This window comes from uncultured Desulfovibrio sp., from assembly GCF_944324525.1.
Lineage (GTDB): Bacteria > Desulfobacterota > Desulfovibrionia > Desulfovibrionales > Desulfovibrionaceae > Desulfovibrio.
Genome location: NZ_CALUWS010000001.1, coordinates 19,097 through 39,020 on the forward strand (window position 1 = coordinate 19,097; position 19,924 = coordinate 39,020).

The following is a 19,924-nucleotide window of genomic DNA, read 5'->3' on the forward strand; positions in this document are numbered from 1 at the left end:
GGAGTTAGATGGCCCGCGAGAAGCGCGTCAGCTCCTCGTTGGCAAGAATGGTTTCCGCAAGGCGGTCATTGGTGCCCTTGCGGACGAAGTTACCGCTCATCTTGATGGCGTTCATCATGGCGCGGGAATTGGAGCGGCCATGACAGACGATGGCCAGACCCTGGAGGCCCAGCAGCGGCGCACCGCCGTATTCGGCATAATCTATGGTGGCGGCAAACTTCTTGAAAGCGCCCTTGGCCAGCATGCCGCCGAGAGCCGGCAGGACGCCGGACGTGAACACGCGCTTGAGCATGCGGATGAGCGAGCTTGCCAGTCCCTCGCTCATCTTGACCACCACATTGCCCACAAAGCCGTCGCACACCACCACATCCACATCGCCGGTGAAGATGTCGCGGCCTTCCGCGTTGCCGATGAAGTTCAGGTTTTGCGCCAGCTTGAGCAGTTCGTAGGCTTCCTTGACCTGACTGTTGCCCTTGCCTTCCTCCTCCCCGATGCTCAACAGGCTGACGCGCGGGGAAGGGTAGTTCAGCAGGTCGCGGGCAAAGGCATCGCCCATGAGGCCGAACTGAAAGAGATGGTAGGGACGGCAATCGACGTTGGCGCCGGCATCCAGCACCACGACAGGGTTCTTTTCCGTGGGCAGCAGGGCGGCAAGGGCGGGGCGCTCCACGCCGGGCAGGCGGCCCATGATGAACATGCCGCAGGCAACGGTCGCCCCGGAATGTCCGGCGCTGACGACGCTCTGCGCCGCGCCTTCCTTGACGAGACGGCAGGCCACCTGGATGGAGGCGTTCTTCTTGCGCCGGAGGATGTCCGACGGCTTTTCGTTCATGTGCACCACATCGTCGGCATGGACGATATCGAACTGCACGCCGGCAAGATCCAGCTTGCCCAGTTCCGCTTCGATCTTGGGCGTATCGCCCACCAGCAGGACGTGCAGGTCATGAAGCCGGGCGGCCTCGATGGCGCCCGGCACCACCACGGAAGGCCCGAAATCGCCTCCCATGGCATCCACGGCTATGATGGGGCGCGTGTCCATTATTCCGCGTCGTTCTTGGCGACCACCTGACGGCCCTTGTAGGTGCCGCAATTGGGGCAGATGCTGTGGGGCACGGTCGGTTCGCCGCAGGAGCAGTAGATGACGGCAGGCACGGCCACACGGTCATGGGAACGGCGCATGCCCTTACGGGAACGGGATTTCTTGTTCTGCTGGACAGCCATGATGTTCTCCTTCTCCGCCGGGGCGGAAAGTGTTGTCGGTCTATGGCGAAGAGTATTCGCTCAAGGGCTGAAACTTTAGCTGATTATTTTTTCTCTGTCCAGTCTTTTTGCAGCGAAAGTCCGCGCAGCACGGCCAGGCGCGGGTCGCCCTCGTCGCGGGTGCACTGGCAGGAGGCTGTATTGAGGTTGGCGCCGCACTGGGGGCAGAGTCCCTTGCAGTCCTCATGACAAAGGGGATTCATGGGCAGCGCCAGCACGAATTCTTCCCAGCAGAGCGCCGCCATGTCCAGCATGGGCACGCCCTTGTCCAGCAGGATATGGCTGTCGCCCGGCTGCGCGTCGTCCGCCTCTCCGGCATCCGGGACTTCCTCGAATTCCTCGAAACGGCTGTCCAGCGTGACGTGCACGTCCTCCGCGCAGCGGTTGCAGGGCACGATGACGCCGCCCGTCAGCTCGCCGCGCACCAGATAACCGTCCTCCACGGGCAGGATATGCAGCTCGACCTTCAGGGGGCGTTCCACGCGGCAGTCCATGTGGAACTCGCTCAGATTCGCCGTCCAGAGGGAGGCATCATCCAGCGTGAGCCGCCTGCCGTCCGGCGGAAGATCGTTGAGGGAAAGAAGATGGTGATTCTGCATGCGGATCTCGTGAAGATAGACGGTACGGCTGCTGCCGCCTGAAAAGCGCGTCAGACCGTCAGCAGCAGGGAACAGGCCAGCCCGGCGAACACCAGGGCGGCCAGGCGGTGCATGAGCACCTGCGCACGGGGACTGGTGTTGAACCATAGGGCCAGGCGGCCGCCGAGCAGGGCCGTGAGACCGAAGATGATGCCCGTCGCCAGCAGAAAGAGCAGGCCGAGCTGGACGATCTGCATGACCATGCTTCCGCGTTCAGGGGAACAGAACTGCGGCAAAAAGGCAAGGAAAAAAAGCGTGACCTTGGGATTGGTGATGTTCATGAGCACGCCGCGGCGGTAGAGTGCCGCGTAGCCGATGAACAGGCCTTGTCCGCCCTGTGCCAGCACGGCCCCCGAGCGCAGGGACAGCCAGGCCAGATAGAGCAGGTAGGCGGCCCCCGCTCCTTTGAGCAGCAGAAAGGCCGTGGGCGAATGCTGGAAGATGGCGGCCACGCCCACGGCCACCAGTGCGGTATGGAAGAAGAGCCCGCTCATGAGGCCGAGGGTGGTGACCAGCCCGGCGCGTGCGCCGTAAAGGGCGGACTGGGTAAGCACGAAGAGGATGTCCGGACCTGGCGCGACGGCCAGACCGAGAGCGATGCCGAAAAAGGTCAGGGCGGTCTGCAGGCTGATCATAGGGGGTCGGTATGCAGCAGGAGGCATTTTTGCCGCTGGGGCGTTTTTTTGATGCGGGCCTCGAGCCGCAGGGCCTGCGAGCGGTCGGCGCAGGCGCGGCAGGCTTCCAGGCGGACGGGACGGCGTGTCCGGGTATAGCGGGCCCCGCCGGGCAGCAGGCCGTTATGCTGGGCAAGACGGCGCGTGATGTCCGTGGTTATGCCGCAGTAGAGGCTGCCGTCGGCGCAGCGGAGCAGGTAGACATGCCAGTCCGCGCTCATGGCCGCCCTTCGGCCAGCCAGGAGACCAGCATCAGGCAGACGATCCAGTTGGCTATCCGCCAGATCCAGGGATTGGTCGGCTGTCGGTTGAGGGTGCGGCGCACCTGGAGCAGGGTGCCGATAACGGCGCCGATGCACCAGAAGACCACAAAACCGATGGCCGCCAGGATGCCCAGCTGGACAAGGCAGCCCAGAAAAAAGCCGAAGGTGATGGCCGGGGGCAGGCAGCCTTCAGTCGGGGCCGCCCCGAAACCGGACTGCCGGAACTGCACGAAACGGACAGTGTAGCCCGACCGCGCATCCGAACCCGAATGCTGTTCGCCCTGGCGGCTGTGGCCATGCAGGATCTCGGCGTCATGGACACGCGGCTCCTGCGGCGTGTCGTTCTCGTGAGGAGGTCGTTCAAGGGAGGACATAGGGAGCGTCTCCTTGCAGCCACTGCCGGACAAGGCGCGTCACCGCCCGTCCGAGCGTGGTGGCCCGGCTGGAAAGGGTCTGAGGGGTGATGTGGGGCCTGTCGTCCATGTCGGCGACTTTGCGGCCCTGCCGTACGGGCGTGCCGTCACGCAGCAGGCCGCGCAGCATGCCCGGGATGGGCGCATACAGAGGGATGCTGCGTGCGCCGGTCTGCAGGAAACCGACGGGGGCCCCGGCCTCAAGGCGGCCGCCCAGACGGCGGCTGGTGCGGAAATGTCCGTCAGCCGGCGCGCGAAGGTGCTGGACGGAGGCCTGTCCGGCGGCGGGTTCTCCCTCCGGGGCACGGGCCATGCCGGAAGCGAGGATCTCGCCGCAGTGCGCGGGATGGGTCTCCACCACGAGGTGGGCATCCTGCCCGGCCGTGAAGCCGGGACCCAGCGCCAGCACCAGGGAGGCCAGATGTTTGCCGAGCGCGACCGGGCGCTTGCGCAGGGTGGCCTCGATGAAGATGTCAGGCCGCAGGGCGTGCAGGGTCGCCTCCTCCGCGCAGGTCAGGACAGGGATCTCGCCTTGCGCCCAGCAGGCAGGGCTCTGCTCCGGCTCGCGCAGGTGACGGGCGACTTTTTCCCGCACCTGCCAGCGTCCTTCGGCGACCGCTTCGGAAAAGCAGACGCCACGGCGTATGGCCGTGGGGCACGGGCATTCCTGGAGCGCCAGCCGTTCGAATCCGGCGGCGCTCAGATGCAGGGCGATCCCCGTGGCCATTTCGCCCGCGCCGCGTATGAGGATGGAAGGAGAGCGCGTCATCTTTTCCGGTGCATGGTTGGGCCGGCCGCCGGGCCCGCATTTTCCCCTTGTGAAAGGGGCGGGCAAGCCTGTATGCTTGGCGGCAGCGTTTTTTCTCTGCAAAGGAGTATAACATGAAAGGTCAATTCCGCAAATATGCCCGCTGGGCCTGTGCCGTGGCGCTGGCTGCCGGACTTTCCCTGTCGGGCACGGCAGGCTCCGTGCTGGCCGCCACCCCGGAGGTTACCCTCAATCGTGCCTGGAAAGCCTTCAACATCGGGCAGTACGCCACGACGATCCGTCTGGTGCAGCCGCTGGCCAGCGAAGGCAACCCGCGGGCGCAGGTCATGCTGGGCCGCTGTTATGAAAGCGGGCTCGGCGTGGAGCAGAATATGGAAACAGCCGCCCAGTGGTACGCGCTGGCGGCCGAGCAGAACGATGTGGAAGCGCAGCTCCTGCTTGCCTATGCCTACCAGTCCGGCGTGGGCGTGCCGCAGGACGGTTCCCAGGCCCTGCAGTGGATGCGGCGCGCCGCGGATGGCGGTCTGCCCGAAGCGGCCTATGCCCTTTCCCAGTATTACGCCAAGGGCCGCTTTGTGGAGAAGAATCCGCAGACGGCCTTCGAGTGGGCGCTCAAGGCGGCGCAGGGCGGCTACGGGCAGGCCATGCTCTTTGTCGGCGCCTGCTATGAGCACGGCGTGGGCGTGAATGAGGATGCCGCCCAGTCCGCCCAGTGGTACGAAAAGGCGCGCAGCGTCGGCCTCGAGCCCGATGGCCGGATATTCAATGAAGTGCATGAATACACCATGCCGGCCGATACGCAGGAGTCCGGCTGGTAGGCCTTTTGCCACAGGAAAATGAACGGGGAGGGACGCGGTGCGCGTTCCTCCCCTTTTTTATCCGACGAATCTTTCCGACGGCATCAGCAGGCTTGTGCGGGCCTCTTGCCGCGCAGCAGGTTCATGAGCAGGCAGGCCAGGGCGATGATGCACATGACCGGGAAGGTCGTGCCCAGAAAGATGCTTGTGGAGAGCAGCAGGCGGTAGACGATGAAGCCGGCCAGCCAGAGCAGCAGGTTGGGCACATTGAGGCTCTGCTCGATGTCCCTCCGCTTGAAGATGAAGAAGTCCACCAGCAGGATGGCAAAGAGCGGAGCGAAGACCGAACCGATGAAGTAGAGGAACTGCTCATACTGGCTCATGGGCACGAACAGCGCCACAAGAGTGCCCAGCGCGCACACGGCGATGCCCACCAGCCGCTCGTTGACGCGCGGCGTGATGTTGGCCGCGCTGACGCCGGCGGAGTGGGCATCCAGAAAGGTGTTCGTCACCGTGGAGAAAGCCACGATAAAGAGCCCGGCGACGCCCAGCCCCGCGCCAAGGAGCATCTCGCTGATCTCGGACGTGCCGGCCAGCAGGGCCGCCCCCAGACCGATGGAGAACATGAGCATGCTGCCGAAGAAATAGCCCATGACGCCGATGATCGTACCGCTGACGGGCCGCTTGAGCGTACGGGAATAGTCGGAGATGAGCGGCAGCCAGGAAAGACACATGGTGACGCTCATCTCCACGCCGCTGCCGAAGCTGAGGGCGTCCGTCCGGTCCAGCGTGGCGGGAACGGGCGACGTGCCCACCTTGTAGGCCAGCACCATGAAGCAGCAGAACAGGGCCACGACCACAACGGTATGGATACGGAAGATGGCCTGCAGGCCGCGGGAGATCCAGATGAGGATCAGGCCGCCGATGAGCAGGCACCAGATCTTTTCCTGCTCGATGCCCAGCAGGACGCGGGCTATGCCGTCCAGGGCCTTGGCGCCGCAAATGATCATGACCGCCGTCCAGCCCAGCAGCTGCACCATGTTGAGGACGGAAAAGACATAGGAACCGTAGCGGCCGAAGGATATGCGGAAGGTCGCCGTGGCCGACAGGCCGCTGCAGGCGCCCGTCAGGCCTGCCAGCATGAGGATGGAGGCGCCGATGATGTGGCCGATGAGGATGCTTTGCAGACCTTGCGCCAGACCAAGCGGAGCAAGCAGGGTCCCGGTGACGATTTCCGCAATGGAAATGGAAGCGCCGAACCAGAGGATGAAGTGGTTGAGGGTGCTGAACGTGCGTGTCGTGCTCACCAGATGATTCTCCTTCTGCGAATGCGGGAAGTTTACGCCGGCTGCGTCCCTGGGCGGCCGGCAGGGTCCAGGCTGACGGGGACGTGTTGGGCATAGACGCAGATGCGGCGCTTGTCATCCTTTTTCTTGCTCCTGTACTGCGAAGGAGGAAGATATTTCCGGCGCGGAGCATCTAGACATTTCCAGTTTGGAACGCTTTGCGTTTCAAACCATACGGCCTGGCATTTCGCGGAAAAAACGCGTTTTTTTCGCTTGGTTTCGACCGGGCGGCCCTGTGCCGCCGCCTCTCACTGCTTGTGTGAGGAGAAGGGGACCCCCTCGCTCTGCTGTCGATGCCTGTAAGGCCTCACGGCCTAACAGGCACGGCCCTTCGGGCCGCCTTTCGGTCGCGCTCTGCTGTCGATGCCTGTAAGGCCTCACGACCTAACAGGCACGGTCTGCGGCCGCCTGTCGGGCCGCTGCCGGCGTGGGAGGATCCAGCCTTTTTGCAGCGAAGTGAAAAAAAGCGTTCCCGCAGTCCTTCCCCCCAAACCCCCTATCCTTTCCCCAGCGCATTTTTATCAGGAGAAGAGTCAGGGACACGGGGCATGCCCTCCCCGAAAGGCAAGCGGAGCGGGCAGGGATAATTTTCCTTATACATTGTAATAACATGTAAAATTTGTGTTAACAGATCCTGAAGGACAGCAGGGGAGAGGGGGCAGGCGGCGGACGTTTTTTACGTCAGTCCGCAGGCGGTTCGGCGTGAAAAAAGACGGGGAAGGGGGGCTTGCGCCGTCCCTTCCCCGTACAGGCAAAGATGTATCCTTGGATTACCGGACTAAACACTCATGTTCAGGCCGGTCAGCAGGCTCAGGCCGCTCGACGAGGAGTAGGTGCCGAAGCCGCTGGAGGACTGGTTGGAGAACCAGGACGAGGCGATGGTCTCCATCTGCAGACGGGTGCGCATGGCCGAGGGATCGATCTGCATGGCCGAGCGGGCGTCTTCAATGCCGGCCAGAGCCTGCACCTGAGCGTACTGCTTGGTCAGGTCGGGGTTGTCCTTGAAGAGCTGGCGCAGCTTGTCGGCATCGGGATGCGAGCTGTTGATGGTGACGCTGCCGTCGCTTTCCACCTGCATGGAGAACGTGATGTCAGGATCGATGCCCAGACCGGCAAGGCCTTCGTAGATCTCCTTGCCCAGCTCACTCTGGTCGCGCAGCGCCTGCTGCACTTCTTCGCTGTTGTCGGAAGCGACGTTGATGGCTACGCCGCCATCCTTCGGCAGGGTGAGGCTGACGTCCGTCAGGGCGATCTCCTTTTCTTCAAGCTTTTCTTTAAGGAGAGTTTCCAGTTCGCTGTGCTGACGCAGCCAGTTGTTGATGTCGTAGGCCTGGGGGTTATCCTCATTGGCCACCAGGTTGCCGGCATCGTCAAAGACCAGGGAGAGTTCGTCGAGGTTCACGTTGATCCCGGCAAGCCCTTCGCGCAGGCTGTCGACAAGCTCGGTCTCCTCGTTCAGCAGGCTTTGCAGCTCATGCGTGGAGCCGCTGGCAAGAGTGAATTCTCCGGTGGAGGAGAGCGTGAACTTCAGATTTTCCGTCAGTTCGAGGTCGGCTTCCTTCAAGCTTTCCACAAGCTTTTCGGCCAGCTCGGGATGCTCGTCCAGATAGGCCTGCGCCTTCTTGGTGTCTTCTTCCGTCGCGCCGGCGGCAGTCAGCTTGCCTTCCGTATCCAGCGTGAAGGTCAGGCCGGACATGTCGGACAGGGAGGACTCTTCGAGCGCCTTCTTGAGGGCATCGTCGAATTCTTTTTCGATCTGCTGCTGATACTTGCTGATCTGGCTGAAGGTCACCCGGCTGTCTTCGGAAAGACCCATAGCCTTCATGGCATACTGCACGAGCTCCACCATGCCGGAGATCTGGCTGGCCATGGACGTATAGGAGGTCAGGCCGCTCAGTTCATTCTGCGTGCGGTTGGAAGACGAGGAAGACCCTGTATTCTGAGTGCTCTGCCACTGATAACGGCTGCTGTTGGCATAAACGCTGAGACCGGAAATACTCATGATGACTCCTGCAATTTTTGCCGCTGTGCGCTGCGGGCAAGTAAGTTGCCCGAAAACATGCAACAAGCATGCCACGGTATTCTTTGCCTGCGGGGGGAAGCAATGGACAGGAGGGGGGAAATGGACTATGTTAGACGCCTATGGCTTTTCATTCGCAACACGTCGAGACAGTGGATTTTGACGATCCCGCTCTGACGGCAAGTCTTTTCGGGCCGCAGAACCTGCATCTGGATCTGCTGGCCGAGGCAAGCGGCACACGCATCGGCAGCCGCGGCTCTCACCTCTGGGTGGAGTCCGCCGACGAGCAGGCGCGGCAGCGGGTGTGCAACGCGCTCATCCAGCTGTATGCGCTGCTGCGCGATGGCATGGAGATCAGCCGGCAGGATGTGGTGCGCAGCTACACCATGCTGGCCAACGATCCAGGGCTCGACCTGCGCCAGGTCTTCCGCGAGGCGGTCTTCGTCAACACGCCCCGCAAGAGCGTTGCGGCGCGCAATGTGGCGCAGAAGCGTTATCTTGAGGTGCTGCGGCGGCACGAACTCGTTTTTGCCGTGGGGCCCGCGGGGACAGGCAAGACCTATCTGGCCGTGGCCATGGCGCTCTCCATGCTGCAGCAGCACAAGGTCAAGCGCATCGTGCTGACCCGCCCCGCCGTGGAGGCCGGTGAACGCCTGGGCTTTTTGCCCGGCGATCTGGCCGAGAAGGTCAATCCCTACCTTCGCCCCCTGTACGACGCCCTGCACGACATGATGCCGCAGCCCAAGGTGGCCTCCATGCTGGAGACCGGCATCATCGAGGTGGCCCCGCTGGCCTTCATGCGCGGCCGTACCCTCAACGATGCCTTCATCATCCTGGATGAAGCGCAGAACACTACGCACGAGCAGATGAAGATGTTCCTGACCCGCATGGGGTTCGGATCGCGGGTGGTCGTCACCGGCGACACCACGCAGATCGATCTGCCCGCCCAGAACACGACCCCCCACGGACGTTCAGGGCTGGTGCATGCCCTTCAGGTGCTGCATGACGTTCCCGGGCTTGCCGTCCACACGTTCTGCAAGGCCGACGTGGTGCGGCATCCTCTTGTGGGGGCCATTGTGAGCGCTTATGACGACGCCGAAAAAAGCCGTTCGCCCCTCTAGCTTCTCCGCGCTGGTCCGCACCATCCGTGCGCGCCATCATTGCGGGCAGGGGCTTCTTGTCCTTGTGTGCAGCCTGCTTGTGCTCTCCCTGCTGGCGGGAGCCAACTTCGAGGGAGAGCGGCACTTCTATGTGGCCGGACAGGTGGCCGATCATGATGTGGTGGCCGACCGGGACATGCAGGTGGAGGATTCCCAGGCCACGGCCGCCCGGCGCAAGCAGGTGCTCATGCTGCAGCCGCCTGTCTATGACCTCAGCCTGGAGCCGCTGACCCATTTTCAGGCGCGGGTGCTGGCCATATTGCGGGAGCTGACGGGAGAACGTCCCGCCGGTCCGCCGGCCGGCGGAGCCGCCGCATCCGCCGAAGGCGGGGCTGCCGCGGATGAGCCTGCCGCGCCGGGCGAAAGCGCTTTGCGGCGGCTGACCGACGAGCTCACGCCAAACGTGGCCGAGGATGTCCTGCCGCAGCTTGCCCAGCCGGAAGTCCAGGCCTATCTGCTCAAGAAGCTTATCCCTCTGATCAACGAGCGCCTGACCGAGGGGCTGGTCAGCGATATCCGGGTAGCCCGCGTGGGCCGCTCCGGCGCCATCATCCATAATCTGGACAACGGGTCGGAACTGCTGCGGCCGGATGTGACGAGCCTTCCGGACGTGCAGTCCTTCCTGGCGGAAGTCTCGTCGCTCATACAGCGCGAGAGCGGCCTCAACGTCCATGCGCGGCGGGCGCTGAACACCTTTCTGGCGGCCACGCTGCCGCCCACGCTGACCCTCAACCGCGAGTCCACGCAAAAACGCGGCAATGCCGTGGCGGAAAACGTGGAGCCGGTCTTCTACCAGATACAGAAGGGGGAGCTCATCGTCCGCAAGGGGGCCCGCGTCAGCCGCGAGCAGCAGATCAAGCTCCAGGCCATGTATGATCAGGCAAGCGACGGCATGCACTGGACAGTGGCCGGCGGCGCCTTCATCTTTTCCCTCATCCTCGGCATAGGCTTTTACGTGGCGCCCAGCGGCAAGCCCGGCACGCCCCTGCGCTGCAAGGACATGCTCCTCATCTCGCTGATCCTCCTGCTGTTCGGCATCGGCGCCAAGGCCCTGTACGCCCTGAGCCTCGTGGTGAGCGATCTCAACCATCTGGCCGCCTATGCCGTGGCCTATCCCGTGGCCGGGGCCGTGGGGCTGGTGGCCATGGTCTTCGCCGCCCGCCGGTACTGCACCATGGGGCTGCTGCTCTGCCTGTTCGTCACGCTCATGTTCCAGCAGGGCTATCAGGTCTTCCTCTTCCACTTCCTCGGCGGCATGCTGGCCACCTGGCTCGTGACCAGCGCCCAGAACCGGCAGGACGTGGTCTGGAGCGTCATGCCCCTGACCATCGGCCAGGCGGTGATCTGCCTTGCGCTGTTGCTCTCCTTCAGCGTGCCGCTGGATCTGTATCCGGCCTATGCCGTGGCCGTGCTGGCCAACAGCGTGGTCTCTCTCCTCCTGCTGTTTGCCCTGAGCCCGGTGCTGGAACTTTCCTTCGGCTACAGTACGCGTTTCCGGCTCATGGAGCTCATGAGCCTTGAGCATCCGCTCATGCAGGAGCTGATGGTGACCATCCCCGGCACGTATCATCACTCGCTGGTGGTGGCCAATATGGTGGAAGCCGGCGCCAAGGCCATCGGCGCCAACAGCCTGCTGTGCAAGGTGGCGGCCCTCTATCATGACGCCGGCAAGATCGCCTATCCTGAATATTTCATCGAGAATCAGTTCGGCGGCCCCAACAAGCACGACAAGCTTTCTCCCTCCATGAGCGCCCTCATCCTCATCTCCCACGTCAAGAAGGGGGCGGAGCTCGCGGAGCGCTACAACCTGGGGCAGGAGATCATCGACATCATCCGCCAGCATCACGGCACGCGCATCATCCGCTATTTTTACCAGAAGGCCATCAATCTGGGCGAAAAGCCGCGCGAGTCCGACTTCAGCTATCCCGGGCCCCGGCCGCAAACCAAGGAAGCCGCCATCCTCATGCTGGCCGACTCCGTGGAGGCGTCCAGCCGTACGCTGACCGATCCCACCCCGGCCCGCATCCGGTCGCATATCGACACCATCATCAAGGGCATCTTTTCCGAGGGACAGCTCGATGAATCCGAGCTGACCTTCAAGGATCTGCATTTCCTGAGCGAAAACTTCCAGCGCATCCTGACGGGCATCTTCCATCAGCGCATCGTCTACCCGGACGACAAGCTCAAGAGCAACGGCATCGTCCCCAAGGCGGAAAACAAGGCCGAAGCCCGACCCGAGACGCGCCCCGCCGCTCCGGTACAGAAGCGGCCTGCCACCGGAGTGATGGCCCCGCCGCCTCCGGCCGTCGTCTCGCATGCCGGCGGCCTGTACGGAACGGATATGCCCCAGCCGGCCGGCAGCGCCAAGCCGACGCGTACCTGCTAAGGCGTGTCGATACAAAATTTCAAGTAACTTCAAATAAATAAAATATGCTCGCTGTGCTTGGCCCATATTGTTTATTGATGACACTGATTGATACCATTTTAATAAATTCTATAATATATAATTTTGTGAGGAAAAATGAAACTCCTTAATAATTTAAGCGAAAAGCAAAGCCACATGAAGGAATTGTGCGCCTGCCTGAAAACAGCCCAAAAAGCATATATTTCTGTTGCATTTTTAAAAATGTCAGGTTTAGACCTTATTATGGGCGCATTAGAAACATTCTTCTCCAACAATGGTGAAATTCACATTATTGCAGGTCTGAACTTTGGACTGACTGAGCCCGAAGCGCTAACCCATCTGCTTAATGTACTAGAAAATTATCCAGCGTCAAAATTATACCTTTATGAAACTAAGTCGGCTGAAAGTGTTTTTCATCCCAAAATGTATTTATTTGAAACAGATAAATGTGGTAAAATTATTTTAGGCTCTGCAAACATGACCAAGGGGGGGATAACTTCAAATAATGAAGTTTCAATAAGTTTTGAATGTAAACTTGATTCTGATATTTGGAAACAGTCAATGGCAACATTTGCAACCTATACGTCAAATTCTGTGCCTGCAACTCTTTTGAGGATTGAGAAGTATAAAAATTTTTATAAAAAGCAACAAGTTTACAATAAAAAAATAAAGCCTGTTCCTTTAACATATGAATATGCTTTTGATTATGACATGCTCAAAAAGTATCTTGGAGAATGGTCACAAGAAAGTTTGGAAGCCATGTTTTCAGAGCGGCAAGAAAAATATCGTACCGCTGAAAAAATATTAACTAAAATTGCAGACAAGCCTCTTTTGCCCAAAAAAAAGGTTATTTCGCTGCTTGATGCTTTGTTAAATGAGTGGTCTTCGGGAGGATTGAAGAGAACAAAACCATCTATCCATAGATATTATAAAGAGTTTGCTGAGCTGGTTCGTTTTATCCGTGCCAACAAATCAGAAAATGCGGATTATGTTTTCTCGGAAGCAATGAAGCGTGTAGAAAATATGCCATATATTTCAGTAAATTGTGTCACTGAAATCATGATTTCATACAATCAAAAGGATTTTGCCATTTTAAACAGCAATCCTTTTAGTGTGCTGACAAAAAAAGTAGGCGTAACGTTCAACTATAAGGATTACCGCAACTTCAGTGGCAAAGAATATGCTTACTATTGTGATTTAATAAAGGAAATATCAAAGAAATTAGGTTTCTCCGATATGATTGAGGCAGACCGTTTTTTTAATGAAATCTATTGGGGGAATAAAGGATAAATGTAAAAAAAATGATTTACCGTCCAGGTGCAGAGTGTCGACACGTTGTTTATTCGCCGGTCCGGCATGGTGCTGGAGATTTTTGTCAAGAGTCGACTTGGATGCACAAGGTTGTACTTGTCTATCTATTTCGGCAAGTAGGCTGTCCTTTTCCATGAGTGGGCGTGCGCTTGCGTGCATGTCCACTCTTTCAATAGCGTCTGGATAAATCGTTCAGGCGCGCCGTCGGGTCGGGGCCGGTATGGACGGGGTACAGGTGTCCATCGGAAGGCACACGGGGCAAGCGTCGTCAATATCTCCCCCACGTTGAAATGATTCAAAAGCCCTCCATGAACAGCCCCCAGCGGTAGGAGGCGTTATCCTGTCGGTAGCCAGGCTGTCTTTTTTCGTCTGGTGCCGATGCCGAAAAAAGTCTCCCCTGCGGCCGGCGATACAGCTTCGTCCGATATAATCCCGCTTCCTTGCGTTGCGAAAAGGATTTCAGTTTATTGCGGGCGATGGTGGTATGCGTATGCGTGCCGACGGATGGCATAGGATGACGAGGAGATCTCCATGAGTGTGGAAATACTGATACATGGCGCGGCCAACATCTGGCAGTGCGATCTGGACAGACGGCAATTGCGGCAGGTGCTGGAGCATATGCAGGCAGAGGTCGCACAGCGCGGCTACGCCGTCCCCGCGCTGACGCTGCATCTGGTGGACGATGGTGATATGGCCCGCTGCAACAGGCGGCATATGGACTGTTCCGGGCCGACCAACGTGCTCTCTTTTCCTGGAGATGCCGCCTTGCCGGGCCAGCTGGTGCTTTCTCTGCCGACCTGGCGGAGGGAATGCCTGCTGTACGGACAGGACGGCCGGGAACATCTCCTGCGGCTGCTGGCGCACGGCGTGGGACATCTGGCCGGTCTGGATCACGGCCCGGAAATGGATGCTCTGGCCGGGGCCTGCCTGGGAGCCGGGATGGCGGCGCTTTCCGTCTGCGGTGAAGATACGCCGTGCTGACCATCTTTTGTCTTGCCCCATTGTGCTGCCGAGGGACCTGTGGACGAGGGACGAGCCGTCGTGTCGCCGCGGCATGACATATTTCCCGGCAAAGCGCGTTTGGGGAAGGGGAGGGCGCGGGAGGGGGAACCCCTTTTCGCGCGAGGGAAAGGGGTTCCCCCTCCCGCAAAAAAACAGTCAGCGGCAGCCGCTTTCCGCCAGCGCCGCGCATTGCAGGTCGCGCAGCTGCCGGGCGGATTCCGGGCCGCGGTCACGCCAGGCCTCCGGCAGGCGGACAGCGCGCAGGATGGTCAGCTCCCGTTCGGCCCGTTGGCTCCATTCGTGGCGGCTGTCGGCATCCGCAAGCCGCCAGAAAGGACGGCTCAGGCCGCGCCGGTCCACCCGCCAGAGGATATCCCGCCGGGTGCCTGTGCGCAGTTCGCCGTAGCGGCCCGCGCGCATATGCTCGGCGCAGGCGGTTTCCGCAGCATTGAGGTGCAGGTTCGAGAGGGCCAGACGCCGGCACAGCGCCTGCGCGACGGGGACGCCCAGAGCGTCATGCCCGTAGTGATGCGGCCAGTTGTCCGCCGGCGTGCGCAGCTTGCCGAGATCGTGGCAGAGCGCCATCCAGACGGCAAGGGCATCACCGGTGCAGCGGTCCATGACCTCGCAGGTGTGATCGAGCACGGAATTGTCGCCGTGCCAGCGGGGCGGCCCGGCGGGGATGCGCGCAGCCTCCTCCAGCTCGGCAAACCAGGGGGACAGACAGCCGCCTGCGGCCAGCACGCGCAGAAAGCGGCTGGGGGCAGGCCCGGCCAGGGCCTTGAGCAGTTCGCGGCCCACGCGCTCGGCGGGCAGGGCGGCCAGCGCCGCCGGATCAAGGCGGCGGAGCTGGTCTTGCGCTTCCGGGGCAAGCTGCCAGTCCGGCAGACAGGCGGCAAAGCGGGCCAGACGGAAGGCCCGGGCGGGGTCGTCGGCAAGGGCTGCGGGAGAGGCCGGGCGGAGCAGCTTGTGCCGCAGGTCATGCAGGGCCTGCGGATGACTGTACAGACGGCCCGCGGCATCCAGCGCCAGGGCGTTGATGGTGAGATCACGGGCGCGCAGATCGGCAAGGATGCCGGTCCCGCGCAGCGGCATGAATTCGCAGCCCTGCCAGAGGCAGACTTGTACGGCGCCGACGATCTCCGCGCCGGGATGCGCGGCCAGAAAGGCTTGCCGGCTGCCGTCAAAAGCATAATCCCATTCATGGGGCAGGCGGCCCAGCAGCATGTCGCGCACTGCGCCGCCCACAAGATAGACGTTCATGAGGCGAATATGACAGAAGCACGCGAAGAATGCACTTGTTTTTCAGGAGCGGGGCCGGGCTGCCCTGAGGGGCGGGAGCCTGCCGTGCTGACGGACAGCGGCGGCTGCCCCTTTGTCTGGCGGCTGGGAGAGGTGACAAGCACGCTGGACGCGGCCCGCACCCTGATGGAGGGCGGCTTCTTGTCCGCGTGGGAGAGCGTGCAGGCCGTGCGGCAGACCAGCGGCCGGGGCCAGTTGCGGCGGCAGTGGCTCTCTCCGGCAGGCAATATATACGCCACCCTGCGCCTGCCCCAGGCCGATCCCTTTCTGGGCAGCGAGGCCACGCCCGCCTTAAGCCTCATGCTGGCGGCGGCCTTTGCCGAACTGGGCTTGAGCGTGCGCGTGAAATGGCCCAATGATCTGGTGGCGGACACGGCGGACGGCCCCTGCAAGGTGGCGGGCATCCTGATGGAGGAGCGGGGCGGCGTGCTCTGCGCGGGCATCGGCATCAATGTGGCCTGGCGGCCGGAGCGGGAAAGCCTGCGGGCTGGCGCGGCCCTGTCCGCGGCGTGTCTGGCCGAGGTCTGGCCGGGAGGGGCGGCCTGCTGCCCGCCCGCGGAAAGGCTGTGGCCCATGCTTGTAAAGCGCCTTTATTCCGCATATACTGCCCGACGTTCTCCCATGATCCGCTGTCATGAGACGGTTTGCCGCCATCTGCTCTGGCAGGGGAGGCAGGTGGTCATCGAGGACGGTGAAGAAACTGTTTCAGGCATTCTTGCCGGCCTGCACGCCGACGGCGGCGCTCGTCTGCTGTGCGGAAGCGGGGAGAGGATTTTTTACAGCGGGAGCCTGCGTCTTCCGTACGACAATCAAAGGGCGTAGCACATGGCCAACAAGAGCTTTGCTGAGGTTCAGGAGTTTCTCAAGGGCAAGACCATCCTTGTGGCGAACCGCGGTATCCCCGCGCGCCGTATCTGCCGCTCCATTCGTGAACGTTTCGACGCCATTGCGGCCATGACCGCAACCGACGTGGACAAGACGGCCCCGGCGGCCTCCGCTGCGCAGGAGCTCATTCTGCTGGGCTCCGATCCGCGTGCCTACCTTGATATAGACCGCATCATCGACAAAGCCAAACAGCACGGCGTCATCGGCATCCATCCCGGCTGGGGCTTCGCGTCTGAGGATACGCGTTTCCCGCAGCGTTGCAAGGAAGCCGGCCTGACCTTCATCGGCGCCACGGCCGAGGCCATGAACCTGTTGGGCAACAAAGTGCAGGCCCGTACGGTCGCCCGCAAGCTGGGCATCCCGGTGGTGCCCGGTTCCGACGGCGCGGTGGACATCCCCACGGCCCGGCAGCTCATCAACGACATGGGCCTGCCCATCATGCTCAAGGCCGAAGGCGGCGGCGGGGGGCGCGGCATCTTCGCCATCCACAATGAAGCGGAGCTGGAAGACGCCTTTTTCAAGGCGTCCACCATGGCGCAGGCCTCTTTCGGCAATCCGCGTCTCTTCGTGGAAAAATTCCTCGACAATGTGCGCCATATCGAGATTCAGGTCATCGCCGACATGTACGGCAACGTGTTCGCCTTTGACGAACGCGACTGCTCGGTACAGCGCAACCACCAGAAACTCATCGAGATCACGCCCTCGCCGTGGAAGGGCATCACCCGCAACCTGCGCGACCAGCTCAAGGACTACGCGCGCCGTCTGGTGCGGGCCGTGGGTTACCATTCGCTGGCCACGGTGGAATTCCTGGTGACGCCCGAAGGGCAGCCCTACCTCATCGAGGTCAATACCCGCCTGCAGGTGGAGCACGGCATCACCGAGTCCCGCTACGGCATCGACCTCGTGGAAGAGCAGATCGCCGTGGCCTTCGGCGCCGAGCTGCGCTACCGTGAAGAGCAGCTGCGCCCGACCTACTGGGCCATGCAGGTGCGTATCAATCTGGAGAACCCGCAGGACAACTTCACGCCCAATTCCGGTCTGGTGAGCCGCTATGTCTCGCCCGGCGGCCCCGGCGTGCGTCTGGACTCCAACATCTGCGCGGGTTACGAATTTCCGGCCAACTACGACTCGGCGGGCGCGCTGCTCATCACCTACGCCACGGACTGGGAAAAGACCGTGGCGATCATGGAGCGCGCCCTCGGGGAATACGTCATCGGCGGCCTGAAGACGACCATCCCGTTCTTCCGGCAGGTGCTCAAGCATCCCATGTTCCGTGGCGGCAACGTCAATACCAATTTCATCGCCGCGCATCCCGAGCTCATGCAGTATCTGGATCTTGCGCCGGAAAGCGAACGCCTTGCCCGCCTCGTGGCCGAGATCTCCGCCAGAGGGTACAATCCTTTCCTCCAGCTCGGGGAATACCGCTCCGCCACCACGCCGGAACTGGGCGTGTTCGACCCGGTGCTGCCGGTCATCCCCTCGAACGTGCGCCGTCAGCCCTCGCCCTATCCGCACGGCGACCGGCTCGCGCTGCTGGACTATGTGCGTGATTCGGGGCGGGTGCACTTCACCGACACCACGCCGCGCGACTTCACCCAGTCCAATTCCGGCAACCGCTTCCGCCTGGCGGAAGACCGGCTCATCGGCCCTTATCTGGACAATGTGGGGTATTTCTCCATCGAGAACGGCGGCGGGGCCCACTTCCATGTGGCCATGATGGCCAACATGACCTATCCTTTCCGGGAAGCCCGCGAGTGGAACAGCTTTGCCCCCAAGACGCACAAACAGCTGCTGGTGCGCTCCACCAACGTGCTGGGCTACACGCCGCAGCCGCGCAACCTCATGCGCCTGACCGGGGAGATGATCTGCGACCATTACTCCGTTGTGCGCTGCTTCGACTTCCTCAACCATGTGGAGAACATGCGGCCCATCGCGGAAGTGGTCATGTCCCGCAAGGACGTGGTCTTTGAGCCGGCCCTCTCGCTCTCCTGGGCCAAGGGCTTCGACGTGCCGCACTACCTCGGCGTGACCGAAGCCATCCTGCGCATGATGGGGAACATCATGGGCGTGGACCCGCGCGAGGCCTCCCGCCATATCATCCTCGGCCTCAAGGACATGGCCGGCGTCTGCCCGCCGCGCTTCATGACCGAGCTGGTGAGCGCCCTGCGCAAAGCCTGGCCGGAGCTCGTGCTGCATGTGCATCGCCACTACACGGACGGACTGTTCGTGCCCTCCTGCGGGGCGGCGGCCAAGGCCGGCGCGCACATCGTGGACGTGGGCCTCGGTTCGGCCGTGCGTTCGTACGGGCAGGGGGACGTGCTGTCCACCGTGGCCTATATGGAAGACGAGCTCGGCCTCACCTGCCAGCTCAACAAGGACGCCATCCGCGACGCCAACTTCGTCTGCAAGCAGATCATGCCGTATTATGACCGCTACTGCTCGCCGTACTTCAAGGGCATCGACTACGACGTGACCCTGCACGGCATGCCCGGCGGGGCGACGTCCTCGTCGCAGGAAGGGGCCATGAAGCAGGGCTACATTCACCTGCTGCCCTATATGCTCAAGTTCCTGGAAGGGACGCGGCAGATCGTGCGGTACCACGACGTGACGCCCGGCTCGCAGGTGACGTGGAACACGGCCTTCCTTGCCGTGACCGGCGCCTGGAAGCGCGGCGGCGAAGAGGAGGTGCGCTACCTGCTGGAAGTGCTGCACGAGGTGACGAGCCGTCCCGAAAACGAACTGAGCGAGCAGATGCGCCATGCGCGCCTCAACATCTATCAGGATTGCAACGACGCCTTCCGCAATCTTCTGCTGGGCAAGTTCGGCCGTCTCCCGCTGGGCTTCCCGCCGGACTGGGTCTATGGGAGCGCCTTCGGCAGCGAATGGAAGAGCGCCATCGCCAATCGCACCGAAGCCTCGCCGCTGGAATCGCTGGCGGACGTGAACCTGGCCGCCGAACACAAGGCCTGCGCCGATCTCATCAAGCGCCAGCCCACGGAAGAGGAATTCGTCATGTACCTCAACCATCCCGGCGACGCGCTCAAGACCATGCAGTTCCGGGCCAAGTTCGGGGATCCCAACAATCTGCCGCTGCATGTCTGGTTCGAGGGCCTCAAGCCCGGACAGGGTCTGAGCTTCAACGATACGAGCGGCAAGCCGCATCATCTGGCGCTGCTCAGCATCTCCCGTCCCAACGAGGCCGGCGTGTCCATCTGCCGCTATGTGCTGGATTCGGAGATCATGAGCTGTGAAGTGCAGGTCAGCGACAAGGGCGGTCAGGCCAAGCGCGGCATCACCATGGCCGATCCCGCCAACAAGTTCCATGTGGCCGCGCCCAGCAACGGCGATCTGTGGGTCATGTATGTGCACCCCGGCGATATCGTGAAGGAAGGCGAAGAGCTGTTCAACGTCTCCATCATGAAGCAGGAAAAGGCCGTGCTCGCGCCTGTGGACGCCATGGTCAAGCGCGTGCTCAAGACGGCGGATTTCAAGGAAAACAAGCAAATGGTCTCCGTGCGGGAAGGCGAGCTCATCGTGGAGCTCTGCCCTGTGCCGCGCACCTGCCGCAACGAGGCCTGCGGTCAGCCCATCCCCATGGAGAACATCGCCTTCTGCCCCTACTGCGGCTCGCCCGTGTAAGCTTTGCCGCCCGCCTGCCCGCAACAGTAGACAGCTGCGGG

17 protein-coding genes are annotated in these 19,924 nt (G+C 61.9%); 7 read left to right on the plus strand and 10 right to left on the minus strand.

The genetic code is table 11. The features are described 5' to 3' along the window. Positions 1–4: 4 nt before the first annotated feature. From plsX to Q0K12_RS00115, 7 genes are all read right to left on the minus strand, one after another. Positions 5–1,039, minus strand: coding sequence for a phosphate acyltransferase PlsX (gene plsX / locus Q0K12_RS00085; RefSeq protein WP_297259296.1), 1,035 nt, complete (start codon positions 1,037–1,039; stop codon positions 5–7). Then, positions 1,039–1,221, minus strand: a complete 183-nt coding sequence (gene rpmF, locus Q0K12_RS00090; RefSeq protein ID WP_296305090.1) for a 50S ribosomal protein L32 — start codon at positions 1,219–1,221, stop codon at positions 1,039–1,041. Before rpmF ends, plsX begins: the two co-directional genes overlap by 1 nt. A gap of 83 nt (positions 1,222–1,304) precedes the next feature. Beyond that, complete coding sequence (locus Q0K12_RS00095) at positions 1,305–1,859, minus strand: DUF177 domain-containing protein (RefSeq protein ID WP_297259297.1); 555 nt, start codon at positions 1,857–1,859, stop codon at positions 1,305–1,307. Between the two features lie 50 nt (positions 1,860–1,909). Beyond that, on the minus strand, positions 1,910–2,533 hold the full coding sequence (locus Q0K12_RS00100) for a LysE family translocator (RefSeq protein ID WP_297259298.1): 624 nt from the start codon (positions 2,531–2,533) through the stop codon (positions 1,910–1,912). Beyond that, the gene (locus Q0K12_RS00105; RefSeq protein ID WP_297259300.1) at positions 2,530–2,793 is read right to left on the minus strand and encodes a GIY-YIG nuclease family protein; all 264 of its coding nucleotides are present in this window, start codon (positions 2,791–2,793) and stop codon (positions 2,530–2,532) included. The genes Q0K12_RS00100 and Q0K12_RS00105 overlap by 4 nt, the downstream gene beginning before the upstream one ends. Further along, positions 2,790–3,209 (minus strand): hypothetical protein, encoded by a 420-nt coding sequence (locus Q0K12_RS00110; RefSeq protein ID WP_297259302.1) that lies wholly within the window; start codon positions 3,207–3,209, stop codon positions 2,790–2,792. Before Q0K12_RS00110 ends, Q0K12_RS00105 begins: the two co-directional genes overlap by 4 nt. Then, positions 3,196–4,017 carry a hypothetical protein gene (locus Q0K12_RS00115; protein ID WP_297259304.1) on the minus strand — a complete coding sequence of 274 codons (822 nt, stop codon included), beginning with the start codon at positions 4,015–4,017 and terminating at the stop codon, positions 3,196–3,198. The genes Q0K12_RS00110 and Q0K12_RS00115 overlap by 14 nt, the downstream gene beginning before the upstream one ends. A gap of 113 nt (positions 4,018–4,130) precedes the next feature. Here Q0K12_RS00115 and Q0K12_RS00120 point away from each other — a divergent pair, with 113 nt between their 5' ends. After that, positions 4,131–4,835, plus strand: coding sequence for a tetratricopeptide repeat protein (locus Q0K12_RS00120; protein WP_297259305.1), 705 nt, complete (start codon positions 4,131–4,133; stop codon positions 4,833–4,835). An 83-nt stretch (positions 4,836–4,918) separates the two neighbouring features. On the opposite strand, the gene cytX is transcribed toward Q0K12_RS00120, so the two are convergent. Then, entirely contained in the window at positions 4,919–6,121 is a 1,203-nt protein-coding gene (gene cytX, locus Q0K12_RS00125; RefSeq protein ID WP_297259307.1) for a putative hydroxymethylpyrimidine transporter CytX, read from the minus strand. An 817-nt stretch (positions 6,122–6,938) separates the two neighbouring features. Next, positions 6,939–8,162: a hypothetical protein gene (locus tag Q0K12_RS00130; protein ID WP_297259309.1), complete on the minus strand. Its 1,224-nt coding sequence runs from the start codon at positions 8,160–8,162 to the stop codon at positions 6,939–6,941. A gap of 140 nt (positions 8,163–8,302) precedes the next feature. Between Q0K12_RS00130 and Q0K12_RS00135 the strand changes: the two genes are divergently transcribed. The 4 genes from Q0K12_RS00135 to ybeY all read left to right on the plus strand — a co-directional run bounded on the left by Q0K12_RS00135 (position 8,303) and on the right by ybeY (position 14,036). Then, entirely contained in the window at positions 8,303–9,301 is a 999-nt protein-coding gene (locus Q0K12_RS00135) for a PhoH family protein (RefSeq protein WP_297259311.1), read from the plus strand. Beyond that, positions 9,267–11,726, plus strand: coding sequence for an HDIG domain-containing metalloprotein (locus Q0K12_RS00140; RefSeq protein WP_297259312.1), 2,460 nt, complete (start codon positions 9,267–9,269; stop codon positions 11,724–11,726). Before Q0K12_RS00135 ends, Q0K12_RS00140 begins: the two co-directional genes overlap by 35 nt. 135 nt (positions 11,727–11,861) lie before the next feature. Beyond that, positions 11,862–13,034, plus strand: coding sequence for a phospholipase D-like domain-containing protein (locus Q0K12_RS00145; RefSeq protein ID WP_297259315.1), 1,173 nt, complete (start codon positions 11,862–11,864; stop codon positions 13,032–13,034). Positions 13,035–13,586: 552 nt separating this feature from the next. Then, positions 13,587–14,036, plus strand: coding sequence for an rRNA maturation RNase YbeY (gene ybeY, locus Q0K12_RS00150; RefSeq protein WP_297259317.1), 450 nt, complete (start codon positions 13,587–13,589; stop codon positions 14,034–14,036). A 177-nt stretch (positions 14,037–14,213) separates the two neighbouring features. Here the strand turns inward: ybeY and Q0K12_RS00155 are convergent, their stop codons facing one another. Next, the gene (locus tag Q0K12_RS00155) at positions 14,214–15,320 is read right to left on the minus strand and encodes an HD domain-containing protein (RefSeq protein WP_297259319.1); all 1,107 of its coding nucleotides are present in this window, start codon (positions 15,318–15,320) and stop codon (positions 14,214–14,216) included. A gap of 9 nt (positions 15,321–15,329) precedes the next feature. Between Q0K12_RS00155 and Q0K12_RS00160 the strand changes: the two genes are divergently transcribed. Continuing rightward, the gene (locus tag Q0K12_RS00160; RefSeq protein WP_297259321.1) at positions 15,330–16,181 is read left to right on the plus strand and encodes a biotin--acetyl-CoA-carboxylase ligase; all 852 of its coding nucleotides are present in this window, start codon (positions 15,330–15,332) and stop codon (positions 16,179–16,181) included. Positions 16,182–16,184: 3 nt separating this feature from the next. After that, positions 16,185–19,883 (plus strand): pyruvate carboxylase, encoded by a 3,699-nt coding sequence (locus tag Q0K12_RS00165; RefSeq protein WP_297259322.1) that lies wholly within the window; start codon positions 16,185–16,187, stop codon positions 19,881–19,883. Positions 19,884–19,924: the final 41 nt, after the last annotated feature.

Coding starts and splice junctions, on each gene's coding strand:
- plsX (WP_297259296.1), bottom strand. CDS start 1,039: ATGGACACGCGCCCCATCATAGCCGTGGATGCCATGGGAGGCGATTTC.
- rpmF (WP_296305090.1), bottom strand. CDS start 1,221: ATGGCTGTCCAGCAGAACAAGAAATCCCGTTCCCGTAAGGGCATGCGC.
- Q0K12_RS00095 (WP_297259297.1), bottom strand. CDS start 1,859: ATGCAGAATCACCATCTTCTTTCCCTCAACGATCTTCCGCCGGACGGC.
- Q0K12_RS00100 (WP_297259298.1), bottom strand. CDS start 2,533: ATGATCAGCCTGCAGACCGCCCTGACCTTTTTCGGCATCGCTCTCGGT.
- Q0K12_RS00105 (WP_297259300.1), bottom strand. CDS start 2,793: ATGAGCGCGGACTGGCATGTCTACCTGCTCCGCTGCGCCGACGGCAGC.
- Q0K12_RS00110 (WP_297259302.1), bottom strand. CDS start 3,209: ATGTCCTCCCTTGAACGACCTCCTCACGAGAACGACACGCCGCAGGAG.
- Q0K12_RS00115 (WP_297259304.1), bottom strand. CDS start 4,017: ATGACGCGCTCTCCTTCCATCCTCATACGCGGCGCGGGCGAAATGGCC.
- Q0K12_RS00120 (WP_297259305.1), top strand. CDS start 4,131: ATGAAAGGTCAATTCCGCAAATATGCCCGCTGGGCCTGTGCCGTGGCG.
- Q0K12_RS00130 (WP_297259309.1), bottom strand. CDS start 8,162: ATGAGTATTTCCGGTCTCAGCGTTTATGCCAACAGCAGCCGTTATCAG.
- Q0K12_RS00135 (WP_297259311.1), top strand. CDS start 8,303: ATGGCTTTTCATTCGCAACACGTCGAGACAGTGGATTTTGACGATCCC.
- Q0K12_RS00140 (WP_297259312.1), top strand. CDS start 9,267: ATGACGACGCCGAAAAAAGCCGTTCGCCCCTCTAGCTTCTCCGCGCTG.
- Q0K12_RS00145 (WP_297259315.1), top strand. CDS start 11,862: ATGAAACTCCTTAATAATTTAAGCGAAAAGCAAAGCCACATGAAGGAA.
- ybeY (WP_297259317.1), top strand. CDS start 13,587: ATGAGTGTGGAAATACTGATACATGGCGCGGCCAACATCTGGCAGTGC.
- Q0K12_RS00155 (WP_297259319.1), bottom strand. CDS start 15,320: ATGAACGTCTATCTTGTGGGCGGCGCAGTGCGCGACATGCTGCTGGGC.
- Q0K12_RS00160 (WP_297259321.1), top strand. CDS start 15,330: ATGACAGAAGCACGCGAAGAATGCACTTGTTTTTCAGGAGCGGGGCCG.
- Q0K12_RS00165 (WP_297259322.1), top strand. CDS start 16,185: ATGGCCAACAAGAGCTTTGCTGAGGTTCAGGAGTTTCTCAAGGGCAAG.